Consider the following 17,011-nt stretch of genomic DNA (forward strand, 5'->3'; position numbering starts at 1 on the left):
CGTACCCCTTTCGGCGCATGTCGGTGCCGCCGGGCTCCTCCTCCGGTCGGTGTCCGAGCGTCGGCCGCTGTGGTGGGATCGTGGGCATGCGACCGCCACCGTGGCTCGGCTCCGGCACCCTTGGCCGCGACCTCGCGCTCGCCGGCGCGTCCCTCGTCGGCGGCCTGGTGCTGTATGCGCTGGGTTGGCAGCCGCAGGTCCGTCCGAACACGGGCGTGCCGTCGGCGCTGTTCCTGCCACCGCTGCTGGCGATGTGCGTGGCCGTGGGCATGCGCCGGGTCGCCCCCCGCGCCAGCCTGGCCGTGGGCACCGGGGCGCTGGTCGTGGACACCGCGCTCGGCAACTCTCTGGGGACGGTCCTGGTCTACACCCAGGTGCTCTACGACGCCTGCGTGTACGGCCCGCCACGGCTGTGGCGATGGTTGCTGCGGGTGACCATCGGTCTGAGCCTGATCGGTGCGGTCGTCGGCGTGCTCGTCTTCGGCCATTGGCGTGGGGTGACCGTCGGCGTGCTGGTGGTGCTCGCCGGGCTGCTGCCGGTCCTGACCGGCATCAGCGTGCGGCAGTACCGCGACCAGGCCGCGGCCGAGCGCGCGCGGGCCGAGCAGACCGCCCGGCTGGTCGAGTTGGACCGCCGGCAGGCGGTCAGCGCCGAACGGGCCCGGATGGCTCGGGAGCTGCACGACGTGGTCGCCAACCACCTCAGCGCGGTCGCCATCCACGCCACCGCCGTGCTGTCCGTGCCCGGGCTGGACCGCGGCCAGGTCTCCTCGGCGTTGCGGGTGATCCGGGAGAGCAGCGTGCAGGGCCTGGCGGAGATGCGTCAGATGATCGAGTTGCTGCGCGAGCCGGGAACCGGCGGTGGGCGGGCCCCGGCCGGCGACGGCACGGCGGTGCCGGAGGCGGTCACCGCGCGGCTCGCCGAGGCGGACGGGTTGGTCGAGCGGATCCGGGCCGCCGGCCTCGCGGTGCGTGTCCGCACCGATGGGACGCCCGGGCCGCTGCCGGTGGGGGTGGATCTCGCCGCGTACCGGATCGTGCAGGAGTCGCTGACCAACGCGCTCAAGCACGGCACGGGTGAGGCGGACCTGACGATCGCGTACCGGCCGGCGGAGGTGGTGGTGACGGTGGAAAATCCGGTGCGTCGGGGCGGGGACGGGTTGCCGGGCGCCGGGGCGGGGCTGATCGGGATGCGGGAACGGGCCACGCTGCTGGCCGGCCGGTTCACCGCCGGGCCGCGGGACGGCCGCTGGCAGGTCCGGGCCGCGCTGCCCACCGGGGAGCGCGGGTGACCGGGCCGGCGCGGTCACCGGCCGACGCGGGCGCGTCGACGGTACGGGTGGTGCTCGCGGACGACCAGCCGGCGGTACGGGCCGGACTGGCCCTGATCCTGCGCGGCGCGTCGGGTATCGACGTGGTCGGCGAGGCGGCCGACGGCGACGAGGCGGTGCGGCTGTGCCGGGAGTTGCGCCCGGACGTGGCGGTGCTGGACGTCCGGATGCCCCGCCGGGACGGGATCTCCGCGACCCGGGCGATCGTCACCGACGTGCTCGCCGACGTGCTGGTGCTCACTACCTTCGACCTCGACGAGTACGTCTTCGGCGCGTTGCGTGCCGGAGCGGCCGGGTTCCTGCTCAAGGACACCGACGCCGCTGGCCTGGTGACCGCGGTGCGTACGGTGGCGCGCGGCGACGGGTTCATCGCGCCCGCGGTGACCCGCCGGTTGATCACCGCCTTCGCGGCCACCGCGCCGAGCGCGTCGGCGGACACCCTCGCCGCGCTGGGCACCCTCACCCCGCGCGAGCGGGACGTGCTGGCCTGCCTCGGCCTGGGCCTGTCCAACCAGCAGATCGCCGACCGGCTGGTGTTGGCCGAGAGCACCACCAAGACCCACGTGAGCCGGATCCTGGCGAAGCTGGATCTGCGCAGCCGGGTGCAGGCCGCGATCCTGGCCCAGGAGTTGGGACTGCCCACTCCCCCGCAACCGTGAGCCGACCACCGGATTCACGTCGTTGGTGACGGGCGGTCCGGCCCAGCTGAGCCGCTCGGGGCGGCTGCGACCTCCGCCCGGGGCCGGTGCCGACGTGGATGGCCTGCTCATGACGTGTCAGGCTAGGGCGGTGAGTACGCCGGGCGGTGGGGAGCTGGCGGCCACGCTGCGCCGGATCGAGCGTTCGGCAGGGGCGTTGGCCACCTCCAGCGTGGCCCGGATGGACGAGACCCTGCCGTGGTTCCGGGCGTTGCCGGCCGATCAGCGCTCCTGGGTGATGCTGGTGGCCCAGGCGGGCGCCCGGTCGCTGGTGCAGTGGCTGCGCGAGGGCGGCGGCACGGCGGACAGCACCCAGGAGGTCTCGGACGAGGTCTTCGCCGCCGCCCCGCAGGCGCTGGCCCGGTCGATCACCCTCCAGCAGACCGTGGCGTTGATCAAAGTGACCATCGACGTCGTCGAGGAGCAGGTGTCGCAACTGGCCGCCGAGGGCGAGGAGCAGCAACTGCGCGAAGCGGTGCTGCGCTTCTCCCGGGAGATCGCGTTCGCCGCCGCCCGGGTGTACGCGCGGGCGGCCGAGTCCCGCGGCGCCTGGGACGCCCGGTTGCAGGCCCTGCTGGTCGACGCGCTGTTGCGCGGTGACTCGCCGGACGTGCTGGCCAGTCGGGCCGCGGCGCTCGGTTGGGCGGACGCGCCGCCGGTGGCGGTGGCGGTCGGGCGCTCCCCCGGTGGAGAGGTCTCCGCGGTGCTGCACGTGGTCTACCGGCAAGCCCGCCGGATCGGTGTCGAGGTGATCGGCGGGGTGCACGGCGACCGGTTGGTCATCGTGTTGGGCGGGGCGGCGGACCCGTTGACCGCCACCGCAAAGCTGCTGAGCGCGTTCGGCGACGGGCCGGTGGTGGTCGGTCCGGCCGTACCCAGTCTGGACGAGGCGACCGAGTCGGCGCGTGCCGCGCTGTCCGGTTTCCGGGCGGCTCCGGCCTGGCCCGGCGCCCCCCGTCCGGTGCCGGCCGCCGACCTGTTGCCCGAGCGGGCCCTGGCCGGCGACGCGGAGGCTCGTCGACGGCTGCGGCACGACGTGTACGCGACCCTGGTGCGCGCCGGTGGCGAGCTGCTGGCGACCCTGGACGCCTTCCTGGCTGCCGGCGGCACGCTGGAGAGCGCCGCCCGTGCGCTGTTCGTACACCCGAACACGGTGCGTTACCGGCTACGCCGGATCGCCGAGGTGACCGGCTTCTCGCCGCTGTCTCCCCGGGACGCGTTCGCCCTTCAGGTCGCGCTGACCGTGGGTCGGTTGGATCCGGTTGCCCCGCTCACCTCACCTGTCCCGACCCAGACAATGACCCCGGTAAACCGGAAAACCGTCCAAAACGAGGATGATCCCCGCCGATCTTTGTAGGAAACCTCTAAAGGTCCTAGTGCGGTTTGGTCGGAGGCGGCACAGCGTTACCCGCGCGTATCCGGGAGAGTCATAGGCGTGCTCGCCGTACTTAGTCCCGGCCAGGGTTCTCAGAAACCCGGCTTCCTGACCCCCTGGCTCGACCTGACCGGCACTGAGGCGCGACTGCGCGAGTGGTCGGCGTTGGCCGGGGTCGACCTGATGCACCTGGGCACCGCCGCCGACGCCGACGAAATCAAGGACACCGCCCGCACCCAGCCGTTGCTGGTCGCCGCGGCGCTGCTCGCGGCCGAGCACCTGCCACTGGACGGCGTCTCGCTCACCGCCGGGCACAGCGTCGGCGAGTTGGGCGCGGCCGCCCTGGCCGGCGTGCTGACGGCCGAAGCCGCGATCACCCTCGCCGGCGTACGCGGCCGGGAGATGGCCGCCGCCTGCGCGCTGGAGCCGACCGGAATGGCCGCGATGCTCGGCGGCGACTCCGACGAGGTGCTCGCCGCGATCGAGGCGCACGGACTGCACCCGGCCAACCGCAACGGCGCCGGGCAGATCGTCGCCGCAGGCGCGCTGGACGGGCTCGACAAGCTCGCCGCCGAGCCGCCCGCCCGGACCCGGATCATCCGACTCCAGGTGGCTGGCGCGTTCCACACCCCGTACATGGCCCCGGCCGAAACCGCGCTCGCCGCGGTCGCCGCCGGAATCACCCCGGCCGACCCGGCCCGGATCCTGCTGTCGAACCTCGACGGCACCGCGGTCGACAACGGCCCGGAGATGGTGCAACGCCTGGTCCGCCAGGTCACCGCGCCGGTGCGCTGGGATCTGTGCATGCGTACGCTGGCTGACCTCGGGGTCACCGGCGTGATCGAACTACCACCGGCCGGCACTCTCGCCGGGCTGGTGAAGCGGGACCTCAAGGGCGAGGGCGCCCCGGAGATCGTCACCCTGAACACCCCGGACGACCTGCCGGCCGCACGGGACCTGATCGCCCGTATCGGAGGTCGTTCATGACTGGCAGTCGCATCGTCTCGATGGGGCACTACCAGCCCTCCCGGGTGGTGACCAACGACGACATCGCCCAGCTCGTCGACACCAACGACGAGTGGATCCGCGACCGGGTCGGCATCGTCAGCCGGCGGATCGCCGACTCCGAGACAGTGGCTGACATGGCCGCTGCCGCCGCCGGCAAGGCGCTGGCCAACTCGGGTCTGACGGCCGCCGACATCGACCTGGTCGTTGTCGCCACGTGCACGTCGATCGACCGCAGCCCCAACGTGGCCTGCCGGGTCGCCGCCAAGCTGGGCATCACCGCGCCGGGCGCGTTCGACGTGAACACCGCCTGCTCGGGCTTCGCGTACGCGCTGGGCACGGTCGACCACGCCATCCGGGCCGGGGCGTCGCGCAACGCGATCGTCATCGGCGCGGAGAAGCTCTCCGACTTCACCGACTGGACCGACCGCTCCACCTGCATCATCTTCGCGGACGGTGCCGGCGCGGCGGTGGTCACCGCCACCGCCGACGACGAGCCGGCCGGGATCGGCCCGGTGGTCTGGGGTTCGGTGCCGGAGAAGAGCGACGCGGTCCGCATCGAGGGCTGGCGCCCGTACATCCAGCAGGAGGGGCAGGCGGTGTTCCGCTGGGCCACCACCGAGCTGGCGCCGCTCGCCCTGCAGGCCTGCGAGCGTGCCGGGGTCGACCCGTCGGAGCTGGCCGCGTTCGTGCCGCACCAGGCCAACGCCCGCATCATCGACGGCATCGCCAAGCGGCTCAACATCCCCAACGCGATCATCGCGAAGGACATCGTCGAGTCCGGCAACACCTCTGCCGCGAGCGTGCCGCTGGCCCTGTCCAAGCTGGTCGAGCGCCGGGAGGTGCCCTCGGGCGCGCCGGTGCTGCTGTTCGGCTTCGGCGGTGGCCTGACCTACGCCGGTCAGGTCGTCCGCTGCCCCTGAAGACCACCTCGGGCGCGTACGCGTCGAGGAGTGGCGGACGGCGACGCCGTCCGTCGGACAACCCCGATGAAAGGAACCAACCGCAATGACCCGTGACGAGATCACCACCGGCCTCGCCGAGATCCTCGAAGAGGTTGCCGGGGTGAACCCGGACGACGTGGCCGAGGGGAAGTCCTTCACCGACGACCTCGATGTCGACTCGCTCTCCATGGTCGAGGTCGTGGTGGCCGCCGAGGAGAAGTTCGGCGTCAAGATCCCGGACAACGAGGTGCAGAACCTCAAGACCGTCGGTGACGCTGTCAGCTACATCGCGGCGCAGTCCTGATCATGAGTCGTCCTGACGTCGTCGTCACCGGGCTCGGCGCGACGACCCCGCTTGGCGGGGACGTCGCGTCGACCTGGGACGCAATGCTCGCCGGCCGCTCCGGGGTGAGTGCCCTCACCCAGGAGTGGGCCGAGCAACTGCCGGTCCGGATCGCCGCCCAGTTGGCCGTGGAGCCGTCCGAGGTGCTGGACCGGGTCCGCCTGCGCCGCCTGGACCGTTCCGAGGCGATCGCGATCATCGCGGCGCAGCAGGCCTGGGCGGACGCCGGCCTCGCCGGCTCCGACCTCGACGGGGAGCGGCTGGCCGTCAGCGTCGGCTCCGGCATCGGTGGTGCCACCACCCTGCTCGCCCAGGACGACATCCTCGAAGCATCCGGGCCACGGCGGGTCTCCCCGCACACCATCCCGATGTTGATGCCGAACGGTCCGGCCGCCTGGGTCGGGCTGGAGCTGGGCGCCAAGGCCGGCGTGCACTCGATGGCGAGCGCCTGCGCCACCGGCGCCGAGGCGATCGCGCTGGGGTTGGACATCATCCGCTCCGGCCGGGCCGACGTGGTGGTGGCCGGCGGCACGGAGGCGGTCATCCACCCACTGCCGATCGCCGGCTTCAGCTCGATGCGGGCCATGTCGACCCGCAACGACGAGCCGCAGCGCGCCTCCCGCCCGTGGGACCGGGGCCGGGACGGCTTCGTCCTCGGCGAGGGCGCCGGCATCGTGGTGCTGGAACGGGCGGAGCACGCCGCAGCCCGGGGCGCCCGGGTGTACGCGCGGCTCGCCGGGGCCGGCATCACCTCGGACGCGTACGACATCGTGCAGCCGCACGCCGAGGGCGAGGGCGCCATCCGGGCCATCGCCAAGGCGATCGCGGACGCGGGTGTGGCCAAGCGGGACATCGTGCACGTCAACGCGCACGCCACCTCGACGCCGGTCGGTGACATGCTGGAAATCGGCGGGCTGCACAAGGCGCTCGGCGACCACCCGGTGCTGTCCGCGACGAAGTCGATGACCGGTCACCTGCTCGGTGCGGCCGGCGCGCTGGAGTCGATCGCCACCATCCTGGCCATCCGCGACAGTGTCGTCCCTCCGACGATCAACCTCGACGACCCGGAGCCAGGTCTCACCCTGGACGTCGCGGCACACAAGGCACGCCACATGGAGATCCCCGCCGCGTTGAACAACGCGTTCGGCTTCGGCGGCCACAACGTGGCTCTCGTCTTCGCGCGGCCCTGAGGCCCCGCCGAGGACTCGCGGGAGGGTCCCCACTCATCGCCTGCCGATGAGAGGGGACCCTTTCTCCGTTCAGCCTCGGTTGCGGGGGTGCCGTTTCGCGGTGCGCTCGTTGCCGTGGCGGTAGTTGCCGGTCCAGCGGGCCATCACCAACTGCGGGTCGTCGTCGACCTCGGCGAGGAACTCCGCTGCCCGGGCACCACGCAGCGTGCCGGCCGCCCGTCCGTGGTGCGTGATCACCACCGTGCCGTCCGCCCGCACCACGTACCGGAATCCCTCTGCAGCTCCCATCCAGGGAGGTTGTCAGACCGACCGGGGGCGGAGCGACCCGATTTCGTCGGCCGTGCACACGAACCCGTTTGACGTCGGAGGGCCGCACGGCTTCGATAGGCCGACTGAAGATCGCGCAACGGGGGATGACACTGTGGACACTCGTACCCGCGCTGCCGTGTTGGCGGCGCTCACCCTCGGCCTACTCGCCGGCTGCGGCGACGATGCCGACGCTCCCGCCGGGCGCACGGCCGGAAGCCCGGCACCGCAGGCCACCGGCGAGCCCTGGTACGACGAGGTGGCCGCAGCCTCGCCCAGCGGCACGACCGGCGGAACGGGTTCGCCCTGCCCGGTACCGGTCTCGTTTCCGCTCGCGGACGGGTGGACGGCGAAGGCGGTCGAGCCACTTGAGGGCGAGCTGGCCGAGCTCGTCGGCGAGGCGCTCACCAAGCGCGGTGGCACCACCGTGCGTTGCGAGGTGGACGGCCGGAAGGCCGGCGGCGGATTCCTGCGGATCTGGGCGGCGGACACCCCGGCGGTCGCGCCGCGCACCGCGTTGGAGGGTTTCGCCAACGGGACCGACGACGCCGTCACCGGCCAGCAGTTCCGGGACCTCCGGGCCGGCGGCTTCGACGCCACCGAGATCACCTGGCTGACCACCAACTCGCTCACCGAGGAGACGTCGCGCAACTGGGCGCTGGCAGTCCAGTCGGCGGGGCAGACACTGGTCTTCACGGTCAACGAGGGCCTGATCACCGAGCGGACCGACGTGCTGCCGGCGTACCGGCTCGCGGCGCAGGGGCTCGCGACCGCCGGGTGAGGTGGCCCGAGCGCGACCCGGGCCGATGCCGATCCGCGGAAGATCCTGCGGGACGCCTGCCTGGTCGGCGACGGCTACCATGCGGGCGTGCCCGACGACAGCGCCGACGGCATCGATCCGGACTCCGGTCGACGGTTCGTGGTCTGCGGCGACAACGCTCTGGCCCGCCGACTGATCACCGAACTGGTCGACCGGTACGGCGTCGCGGTCACCGCGCTGCTGCCATCGTTGACCGACAACCACGCGCCGGACATCGCCGAGCTCGCGTCGGACACCGAGGCGGCGGGGCCACGCCCCGAGGTGGTGGTGGCCCGCCGGCTGACCGCCGAGGTCCTGGATCGGGCCGGCGTACGGGCTGCGGCGGCGGTCGCGCTGGTCAGTGCCGACGATGTGGCCAACGTGGACGCCGCGTTGATCATCCGGGAGTTCGATCCGGACGTTCGGATCGTGGTTCGGTTGTTCAATCCGGTGCTCGGCGAGGGCGTGGCCACCATGCTCGGCGACTGCGCGGTGCTGTCCGGTTCGGAGATCGCCGCGCCCGCGTTCGTCGCGGCCACGTTGGGCGACGACACGCCGACCTTTCTACGGCTGCCCGACGACGAACTGCTGCGCACGGCGAGCCGGGACGCGCTCGACCCGGCCACCACGGACGTGGTCTGCGCGCTCGCCGACACCAGCGGCCCCGAGCCGATCACTCTGCCGGAGGACGAGGATTCCGCCGATCTGGTGCTGGTGCGGGCGTACGGCCGGCGGCGTACGGTCCGGGCCCGACCTCGCCGCCGCCTGCTGCGGACCGCCCGACTGATCCTCAGCCGACGCCTGCGCTGGGCGCTGGGCGCCTCGGCGGCGCTGCTCCTCGTCGGTAGCGTGCTGCTCGGGCAGGCCCGGGACCTGGACCCGGTGCAGGCCGGCTACCTGACGTTGCTCACCGCCCTGGGCAGCGCGGAGGCGGACCCCGCCGGATCCCTGGTGGAGAAGCTCACCGCCCTGCTACTGGTGGTCACCGGGGTGGCCCTGGTCCCCACGGTGACCGCCCTGGTGGTCGATTCGGTGGTACGCGCCCGGTTGGCGGTCGCGGCCGGTCGGCTCACCGACCCGCTCAACGACCACGTGATCGTGGTCGGGTTGGGCAACGTCGGCACCAGGGTGGTGCAGGAGTTGCACTCGTTCGGCTTGACCGTGGTGGCGGTGGACCGGACGCCGACCGCCCGTGGCGTGGCGGTGGCCCGCGAGCTGGGTCTGCCGTTCCTGATCGGAGACGCGACCAGCCCGGAGACCTTGCGGGCAGCGTCCGTCTCGACCTGCCGGGCACTGGTGGTGCTCTGCGCCGACGACGTGACCAACCTGGAGACCGCACTGCTCGGTCGTTCGCTGCACAGGGCAGCCAATGGTGCTGCGGCGGCTCCGCTGCGGGTGGTGCTGCGGCTGTTCGACGAGGGGTTCGCGCAGCGGGTGCAGCGCGCCTTCGGGATCAACCACTCGCGAAGCGTCTCGTACCTGGCCGCGCCGGCGTTCGCCGCGGCCATGATGGGCCGAGAGGTGATCGACACGATCTCGGTGGGGCGGCGGGTCCTGCTGGTCGCCGAACTGCCGGTCGGTGCCGGCTCGGACCTGGAAGGCCGCTCCTGTCCGAAGGTGAGCCGGCCACGTGAGGCGCGGGTGATCGCGATGCGGACCGGGCGGGCCGGGCAGACCATCTGGTCCCTGCCGCAACGGCGGTCCCTGGTACGTACCGATCGGTTGCTGGTCGTCGCCACCCGGGCCGGGCTGGCGGCGCTGCTCGCCCGCACGGTGCCCAGCGCCGATCCGCCGCCGATGTCGCCGGCCACGCTCGGCGGGACGCCGCTACGGCTGTTGCGCCCACCGGCGACACGCCAGCCGACCGGCCGGTCGGGCGAGGACGACCCGCCGCCGCACCCGGAGCCGTCCGCTGGGGACGCCACCGACCGGCCGACGGCCGAGGGCGGGCGTTGACCCGTTCGTGGCGACCGGTCAGCTCGCGCAGGCGGTGGCCGGCAGGCCGGGCACGACCACCGGGGACCTTCCGCCCGGCCGGGCCTTGCCGGCCAGCACGGCGGCCAGTGCCGTCATCGACGTCCGGCTGGACGAGTAGGTGGCCAGCAGCGTCGGTGACTTCGCGTCAGCCAGCACGTACGGGGTGTCCATGGCGACCGTGACCGCCGCGTCGGGGCGCAGGTCCTTGGCGCCGTCGCCGTAGCCCACCAGGTGCACGATCGTGCCACCGCTGGGCTTGACGGGCACCCCGGCGGCGGTCAGCGCGGCGGTCAGCGTGGCCCGGGTGCCATCTCGACCGTCGGAGGAGGTGACGGTGACCGGCCCGCGCACCGCGCCCCCGCAGGTACCCCGCAGCACGGTGACGGCGGCGGCGGCCAGCGCGTCGGCCGCCGCCCGGTGCGCCGGGCTGGTGAGCGTGGACATCTGCGCGGCGGGGAGCTCCGCGAGCCGGAACTTCATGGTCAGCACCCGGGTGACCGCCTCGACCAGCCGGGTCCGGGGCAGCGACCCGCCGCGCAGCGCGGCGAGCAGCCCGTCGTACGCCTGACCGACGTTCGGGGTCATCAGGATGAGGTCGTTGCCGGCGTTCAGCGCTCGGACCGCCGCCTCGCCGGGAGCCCAGCGCTTCGCGGGGGGCATGTTCATCCCGTCGGTGATCACCACGCCCTTGAAGCCGAGCTGGCCGCGCAGCACGTCGGTGAGCAGCTTGTGCGAGAAGGTCGCCGGGGTTCCCGGGTCGATCGCGCGTGCGTCCAGGTGCCCGGACATCACCGCCATCGCCCCGGCATCGATCCCCGCGGTGAACGGCGGCCAGGCGCCGCTCTGCAACTCCGCGGCGGACTGGGTGAGCACCGGCAGATCCTGGTGCGAGTCGTCGGCGCTGTGCCCGTGCCCGGGGAAGTGCTTGAGAGTGGCCGCGACTCCCGCCGCCTGCAGACCACGGACGGCGCCGCCTACCTGCGCCGCGGCCTGCTGCGGGTCGGCGCCGTAGGAACGGGAGCCGATCACGGTGCTGCGGGTGGCCAGCACGTCGGCCACCGGGGCGAAGTCGACGTTGATTCCCATCGCGGCCAGCTCGGAGCCTGCGGCGCGCCAGGCGGCCTCGGTGAGCTTCGGGTCGCCGGCGGCGCCCGCCGCGAGGGCGCTGGGCAGCACGGTGACCCCGTCGGTCACCCGGGTGACGACGCCGTACTCCTGGTCGGTGCCGATCAGGAGTGGCGCGGAGCCGGCGGCGAGCCGACCGGCGGCGGCACGCAGCCCGGTGGTGAGCTGGTGCACCTGCTTCGGATTGTCGACGTTCGTGGTTTCCTGGTTGCCCTTGGTCGGGTCGTCGGCGCTGAAGCCGACCAGGATCAGGCCGCCCAGGCGGTACTTGCTGATCATGTCGGCGGGCGTGTCGACCCCAGCGAGGGCCTGGTTACCGGCCGCCGAGCCGGCTGAGACCTTCGTCGCCGAGTCGCCGTAGGCGTACGGCATCAGCACCTGGCCGACCAGGTCTTCGTCGGACAGCGTGGCGACGAGCGCGGCAGCACGGGCGGCGGGGTCGCCGGCCACCGGTGCGGCGGGGGCGCTCGCGCTGGCGGAGGTGCCGGTCGGACCGGGCGTCGGGGCGGGGCGGTCCGGGGCACCCGAGCAGCCGGAGACGAGCAGGACGGTCAGGGTGGCGACAGCGACACGAGCGCGCCACGGGCGATTCGACACGCCACCTATCCCACCAGTTCCCCCTTATCGGGGCAACTTGACCTTACCGCCCGCACACCCCCAACAGCGGTGTGCGCGCAGGTGGCCCGACTCGCACGGGGGCGGGTCAGCCGACCCGGGTGAGCAAGGTCACCGGGGCGCCGTCGCCGGCGTACCGGTACGGCTCCAGGTCAGCGTCCCACGCGGTGCCGAGCGCCTTGTCCAGCGCGTGTGCCAGCGCCTCCGGAGCCCGGGAGGCGGCCATCAGCGCCCGTAGTCGGTCTTCGCCGAGCTGGATGTCACCGGCCACGCCGACGGTGGCCCGGAACAGACCACGGGCGGGCACGTACATGAAGCGCTCACCGTCGACACCCGGACTGGGCTCTTCGGTGACCTCGAAACGGATCATGGGCCACTGCCGTAGGGCAGCAGCCAGCTCGGCGCCCGTCCCCGGACGACCGGTCCACCCGCACTCGGCCCGGCGTGCGCCGGGGTCGACGGGCTGAGCCGTCCACTGCAGGTTGACCGGCGCGGCTAGGACGCGCGCGATCGCCCACTCGACGTGCGAGCACACGGCGAGCGGGGTCGAGTGGACGTATACGACGCCACGCGTTGGCACGGTGACCTCCCGGAGAGCGAGGTGCGTCTTCCCCTACGACCTCGTCCACCCAGGTGGTTGCTGCAACACATGATGACTGGTGTGACGCGTGGTGCGCCAGGGAATCGGAAAAAACGCCGGGTGGAATAGCCGGACGGGTGGCCGCCGTTGCCTCTCAGGACACCGCGACGACCAGCATGATGTCGTGGTCCTGTACAGTTCCACCGGCGGCTTATGCCGCGTTACACCTTCGCGGGCCGAGCGCAGTGTGGCCCGCACACAGCCCCCGGACGTCCAGTCCTCCCGTACGTCTTGCAAGGAGTACCTCCGTGGCGAGCAACACCTCTAAGACCGCGCGCGCGTCCGTCCGGGCCGGCCAGGCTGGCCAGGGTGGCGCCCTCAGCGTGCTGGGCGAGTTCAAGTACCTCATCCCGCTCAACGGCGGCAAGCACGCCTACGTGCGGAACCTGACCAACGGCAAGACCGCGCACCTGCGCACGGACTCCGACGCTTTCGTCGAGGAGATCCGCGTGCTGGCCGCCGCCGGCCACGCCGCCAAGATCCGGGCGGAGATCAACAACCTGGCTGCCACCCACCCGGGTGACGGCTGGGAGGCCACCGAGAAGCGCCTGGTCGCGGCCGGCGTCTTCGAGGGCTGAGCCCTTCCCCACCGCATCATCGAAACCGCCCGCCGGGAGTTCCCGGCGGGCGGTTTCGCGTCCGGGCCGGCGTCAAGCGTCGGGGAGGACGGGCCGGCTCAGCCCGCGTCGAGCAGCGCGACCTCGCCGGTGGCGAGGTCGTAGAGGCCGCCGACCACGGCCACCCGGCCGGCGGCGACCGGCCCGGCCAGCAGGTCGTCCTCGCGCAGGGTGTGCACGGTCCGCCGGACGTGCCGGCGAATCGCGAGCGGCTGCACCGCCGGGTCGTCGAGCCCCGCTTCGGTCACCGCCGGGGCGATCTCGTCCACCAGGTGCGCCAGCGAGCCTCCGGGCCGCTCCCCGGTGCGCAGCGCGTCGACGGTGGCGCCCACCGCGCCGCACCGCTCGTGCCCGAGGACCATCACCAGCGGTACGCCGAGCTGCCCGACCACGTACTCGATCGACCCGCACACCGCGCGATCGAGCACGTGCCCACCGGTACGGATCACGCAGATCGCGCCGAAGGTCTGGTCGAAGATCGCCTCCAGCGGCACCCGCGAGTCGATGCAGCCGAGCACCACGGCGTACGGCTGCTGGTCGCCGGAGGCGGCGGCCGCGGCGGCCGTGACATCGTGCCCGTGCACCGGCTGGCCGCTGACGAACCGCCGATTGCCGGCGAGCAGGTCAGCCAGCGCCGCGCGGGGCGTGCCGCCGGCCTGCCGCCCCTGCCCCGACGTCTCGCCCATGGGCGCTCCCGACGACCCCATGCCGTTCAGCTTGGCCCGCCGCCGGCAGCCAGGGGCGAGGTCGGGAATGTTAGCCACGGCGCGATTGGCGTGGTGTCATGACGGGTAGCCGGTGTTACCGCCGGGTATCGGAGGTGCTAGTGGTGCCGGGCGGCCCTGGGAGGTGGCGATGCCGGAGCGGTTCGAGGTCGGCCTGCCGGACGGCGTGCGGCTCAACGTCGAGGCGACGGGGCCGATGGACGCCCAGGTCACCGCCATCCTCTTGCACGGCTGGACGCTGGATGGGCGCGCCTGGCACCGGCAGGTCGAGGCGCTCACCGCCCCACCGGCCGGTGGTGCGGTGCGGGTGGTCACCTACGACGCGCGGGGGCACGGCCGGTCCAGTTGCATGGCGCTGCCCACGGCCACCCTGGCCCAGCTCGGCGACGACCTGGCCACGGTGATCGACACGGTGGCGCCGACCGGGCCGGTGGTCCTGGTCGGGCACTCGATGGGCGGCATGACGATCATGGAGTACGCCCACCGCCACCCCGCGCACTTCGCCGCCCGTACGGCCGGGCTGGTCTTCGTCTCGACCACCGCCGAGGGGCACACGCACACCGTCTACGGGCTCTCCCCGAGGATCGCCCGGCTGATCCGGTTGGCCGAGACGACCGGTGCCGGCGTGCTGGCCCGGTGCGGCTCGTGGCGAGCGCCCCGGGCGCTGCTGCACGCGCTGCAGCCGAGCATCCGGTGGATGCTCTTCGGTGACCGCTGCGAGCCGGCCGACATCCGCCTGGTGACGTCGGCGGTGGCGCGTGCCTCGCTGCGGTCGATCGGCGGGTTCCGGGCCTCCATCGGCACCCAGCACCGACTGGACACCCTTGCCGCGTTGGCGCACCTGCCGGCCGCCGCCCTGGTCGGCGACCGGGACCGGCTGACCCCACCGCCGTGCGCCGAGTCGATCGCGCAGGCCCTGCCGGCCACCGAGCTGACCGTCTGCCCCGGTGCCGGGCACATGCTGATGTTGGAGCGCCCGGACGTGGTCAACGCCGCGCTCAGCGGTGTCCTGCACCGGGTGCTCGCCGAACTGCCGCCCCGCATCGGCGGCGCGGCCCCCGCCGGGACGGGTGCCTGACCACGTTCCCGCACCTCGGGCGGCGCGGGCTGGGCCGGGGGCCGTACCCTTCTGCGGTTGGCCCGCGCGGTTCCCGCCGCCTGCCGGCGACCTTCGAAGGAGCGTGCGTTGACCGACCAGACCGGCCTGGAGCAGGAGATTGCCGTCGAGCAACGACACCTCGACCGGGTGTACGCCCGACTGGCCGAACTGCGGCGCTCGGCGGTCCGCGCCGAACGCGACGGCTACCGGATGGCCCGGGTGGGCACGTTCGGCGCGCTGGTCGAGCGGGACGCGATGGTCTTCCACGCGGCGCGGCAGCGGCACGCCCTGGACGCCGAGTACGAGGGGCTGGTCTTCGGCCGGCTGGACCTGCGCGACCGTCAGGTGCTGCACGTCGGGCGACTCGGGATCCGCGACGAGGACGCCACCACGCTGGTCGTCGACTGGCGAGCGCCGGCCGCCGCCGCCTTCTACCAGGCCACTCCGGCGCAGCCGCTGGATGTGGTGCGTCGCCGCACGATCCAGTCCCGCGCCGAGCGGGTCACCCGGATCGAGGACGATCTGCTGGACCCGACCGCCGCCCCGGAGGGGATGACGGTCGTTGGTGACGGTGCGTTGCTGGCCACCCTGTCCAAGGCCACCGGCCGGGGCATGCGGGACATCGTGGCGACGATCCAGCGGGAGCAGGACGAGGCGATCCGCTCCCCCGGCTCCGGGGTGACGATCGTCGCGGGCGGCCCGGGCACCGGCAAGACCGCGGTCGCCCTGCACCGCGCCGCGTTCCTGCTCTATTCCGACCGCAGCCGGTACGCGGGCGGCGGGATCCTGGTGGTCGGCCCGTCGTCGGTCTTCGTCGAGTACATCGCGTCGGTGCTGCCGTCGCTCGGTGAGGACACCGCGACCCTGCACTCGCTGGGCACTCTCTTTCCGGGGATGACCGCCACCCGCCCCGACCCGCCCGAGGTCGCTGCGGTGAAGGGCTCGCTGCGGATGCGCCGGGTGCTGGAGCGGGCGGCCCGCGACGCGGTGCCGGGCGGCCCGGGTGAGCTGCGGCTGCTCTACCGGGGCACGCTGCTGCGGCTGGACCGGGCCGAATTGGACCGGATCCGGGATCGCGCGTTGCAGCGGGGCGCCCGGCGCAACGAGGTACGCCGGGCCGGCTTCGACGGGGTGTTCGCCGCGCTCTGGGCGCAGGCCCGGGAGGTGGGCATCCGACTGCCGGAGCAGCGGACCTTCGAGGGCGAGATCGCCGAGCGGGCCGAGTTCCGGGAGTTCCTCAAGGCATGGTGGCCTCGGCTGCACCCTCGGCACGTGCTCGGTTGGCTGGCCCGGCCGGACCGGCTGCGCCGGTACGCGAGCGGGATCCTCTCCAACGCGGAGATCCGGCTGCTCAGCGCCGCGTACCGGAGCCTGGACACCGACGGGCTGACCATCGCCGACATCGCGCTGCTGGACGAGTTGGACGCGCTGCTCGGTAAGCCGGCGAAGCCGGCCCGGGCCCGGCGTGACCCGTTCCAGCTGGCTGGCGGCGTACGCGAGCTGAGCACCCTCGGCGAACGTCAGCGGGCGGCCCGGGCGGCGGCCCGGGAGCGTCCGGAGGACTACCGGGACTACGCGCACGTGGTGGTGGACGAGGCACAGGACGTCTCGCCGATGCAGTGGCGGATGGTCGGTCGGCGTGGCCACCTGGCGTCCTGGACGGTGGTGGGCGACCCCGCGCAGACCGCGTGGACCGGCGATCCGGAGGAGCTGGCCCGGGCCCGCGACCAGGCGCTCGGCCGGCGCAAGCGACACGACTTCACGCTCACCACCAACTACCGCAACTCGGCGGAGATCTTCGCGGTGGCGGCGGCGGAGATCCGCCGGCTCTACCCGGACCTGCCGCTGCCGACGGCCGTCCGCTCCACCGGGGTCGATCCGGTCGAGCTGGCGGTGCCCGCGACGGGGTTGGAGACCGCCACCGTGGAGGCGGCGGCCGGCCTGCTGGGCGAGGTGGAGGGCACCGTCGGGGTGATCACGCCGGTCCCCCGCCGCGACGAGGTCGCCGGCTGGCTCGCCGCACTCGACGCGCCGCGCCTGCAGGTGGTGACCAGCCTGGAGGCCAAGGGCATGGAGTACGACGGGGTGGTGCTGGTCGCCCCGAGCGAGATCCGGGCGGATCCGGGTGCCGGGGTACGCACCCTGTACGTGGCGCTCTCCCGGGCCACTCAGCGACTCACCACCATCGACCCGACCGGCTGATCCGTGCCGGCTGGCCCAAC

Annotated in this window: 16 protein-coding genes; 12 read left to right on the forward strand and 4 right to left on the reverse strand. The window is 73.4% G+C overall.

Annotation, left to right across the window (positions count from 1 at the left end; all coding sequences use genetic code 11):
* The first annotated feature begins 86 nt into the window (after positions 1-86).
* The 7 genes from HNR20_RS06840 (at position 87) to fabF (ending at position 6,886) form a co-directional block, all read left to right on the forward strand.
* The gene (locus HNR20_RS06840; RefSeq protein ID WP_184177436.1) at positions 87-1,292 is read left to right on the forward strand and encodes a sensor histidine kinase; all 1,206 of its coding nucleotides are present in this window, start codon (positions 87-89) and stop codon (positions 1,290-1,292) included.
* Positions 1,289-1,990 carry a response regulator gene (locus tag HNR20_RS06845; protein WP_184177438.1) on the forward strand — a complete coding sequence of 234 codons (702 nt, stop codon included), beginning with the start codon at positions 1,289-1,291 and terminating at the stop codon, positions 1,988-1,990. Before HNR20_RS06840 ends, HNR20_RS06845 begins: the two co-directional genes overlap by 4 nt.
* Positions 1,991-2,099: 109 nt before the next feature.
* Positions 2,100-3,386: a PucR family transcriptional regulator gene (locus tag HNR20_RS06850; RefSeq protein ID WP_221309730.1), complete on the forward strand. Its 1,287-nt coding sequence runs from the start codon at positions 2,100-2,102 to the stop codon at positions 3,384-3,386.
* A gap of 78 nt (positions 3,387-3,464) precedes the next feature.
* Positions 3,465-4,391: an ACP S-malonyltransferase gene (locus HNR20_RS06855; RefSeq protein ID WP_184177442.1), complete on the forward strand. Its 927-nt coding sequence runs from the start codon at positions 3,465-3,467 to the stop codon at positions 4,389-4,391.
* Positions 4,388-5,332: a beta-ketoacyl-ACP synthase III gene (locus HNR20_RS06860; RefSeq protein ID WP_184177444.1), complete on the forward strand. Its 945-nt coding sequence runs from the start codon at positions 4,388-4,390 to the stop codon at positions 5,330-5,332. The genes HNR20_RS06855 and HNR20_RS06860 overlap by 4 nt, the downstream gene beginning before the upstream one ends.
* Positions 5,333-5,417: 85 nt before the next feature.
* Entirely contained in the window at positions 5,418-5,657 is a 240-nt protein-coding gene (locus tag HNR20_RS06865; protein WP_030330276.1) for an acyl carrier protein, read from the forward strand.
* Positions 5,658-5,659: 2 nt separating this feature from the next.
* Positions 5,660-6,886 carry a beta-ketoacyl-ACP synthase II gene (gene fabF / locus HNR20_RS06870; RefSeq protein ID WP_184177446.1) on the forward strand — a complete coding sequence of 409 codons (1,227 nt, stop codon included), beginning with the start codon at positions 5,660-5,662 and terminating at the stop codon, positions 6,884-6,886.
* 69 nt (positions 6,887-6,955) lie between these two features.
* On the opposite strand, the gene HNR20_RS06875 is transcribed toward fabF, so the two are convergent.
* Complete coding sequence (locus HNR20_RS06875; RefSeq protein ID WP_184177448.1) at positions 6,956-7,174, reverse strand: hypothetical protein; 219 nt, start codon at positions 7,172-7,174, stop codon at positions 6,956-6,958.
* A 133-nt stretch (positions 7,175-7,307) separates the two neighbouring features.
* Between HNR20_RS06875 and HNR20_RS06880 the strand changes: the two genes are divergently transcribed.
* Both HNR20_RS06880 and HNR20_RS06885 read left to right on the forward strand, forming a co-directional pair.
* Positions 7,308-7,973 (forward strand): lipoprotein, encoded by a 666-nt coding sequence (locus HNR20_RS06880; protein WP_184177450.1) that lies wholly within the window; start codon positions 7,308-7,310, stop codon positions 7,971-7,973.
* A gap of 87 nt (positions 7,974-8,060) precedes the next feature.
* On the forward strand, positions 8,061-9,947 hold the full coding sequence (locus tag HNR20_RS06885) for a potassium channel family protein (protein WP_184177452.1): 1,887 nt from the start codon (positions 8,061-8,063) through the stop codon (positions 9,945-9,947).
* Positions 9,948-9,965: 18 nt separating this feature from the next.
* Here HNR20_RS06885 and HNR20_RS06890 read toward each other — a convergent pair whose 3' ends face one another.
* Together HNR20_RS06890 and HNR20_RS06895 are read right to left on the reverse strand one after the other, a co-directional pair.
* Positions 9,966-11,699 carry a glycoside hydrolase family 3 protein gene (locus tag HNR20_RS06890; protein ID WP_373291057.1) on the reverse strand — a complete coding sequence of 578 codons (1,734 nt, stop codon included), beginning with the start codon at positions 11,697-11,699 and terminating at the stop codon, positions 9,966-9,968.
* 97 nt (positions 11,700-11,796) lie between these two features.
* Complete coding sequence (locus tag HNR20_RS06895) at positions 11,797-12,288, reverse strand: DUF3145 domain-containing protein (protein ID WP_110565634.1); 492 nt, start codon at positions 12,286-12,288, stop codon at positions 11,797-11,799.
* Positions 12,289-12,596: 308 nt separating this feature from the next.
* On the opposite strand from HNR20_RS06895, the gene HNR20_RS06900 reads away from it, so the two are divergent.
* Positions 12,597-12,926 (forward strand): hypothetical protein, encoded by a 330-nt coding sequence (locus tag HNR20_RS06900; RefSeq protein ID WP_030330285.1) that lies wholly within the window; start codon positions 12,597-12,599, stop codon positions 12,924-12,926.
* A 98-nt stretch (positions 12,927-13,024) separates the two neighbouring features.
* Here the strand turns inward: HNR20_RS06900 and HNR20_RS06905 are convergent, their stop codons facing one another.
* On the reverse strand, positions 13,025-13,651 hold the full coding sequence (locus HNR20_RS06905; protein ID WP_184177456.1) for a carbonic anhydrase: 627 nt from the start codon (positions 13,649-13,651) through the stop codon (positions 13,025-13,027).
* A gap of 169 nt (positions 13,652-13,820) precedes the next feature.
* Between HNR20_RS06905 and HNR20_RS06910 the strand changes: the two genes are divergently transcribed.
* Both HNR20_RS06910 and HNR20_RS06915 read left to right on the forward strand, forming a co-directional pair.
* Positions 13,821-14,768 (forward strand): alpha/beta fold hydrolase, encoded by a 948-nt coding sequence (locus HNR20_RS06910; protein WP_184177458.1) that lies wholly within the window; start codon positions 13,821-13,823, stop codon positions 14,766-14,768.
* Positions 14,769-14,876: 108 nt separating this feature from the next.
* Positions 14,877-16,991, forward strand: coding sequence for a HelD family protein (locus HNR20_RS06915; protein WP_184177460.1), 2,115 nt, complete (start codon positions 14,877-14,879; stop codon positions 16,989-16,991).
* The last annotated feature ends 20 nt before the right edge of the window (positions 16,992-17,011 follow it).

It is taken from the genome of Micromonospora parathelypteridis (genome assembly GCF_014201145.1).
Taxonomy (GTDB): Bacteria; Actinomycetota; Actinomycetes; order Mycobacteriales; family Micromonosporaceae; genus Micromonospora; species Micromonospora parathelypteridis.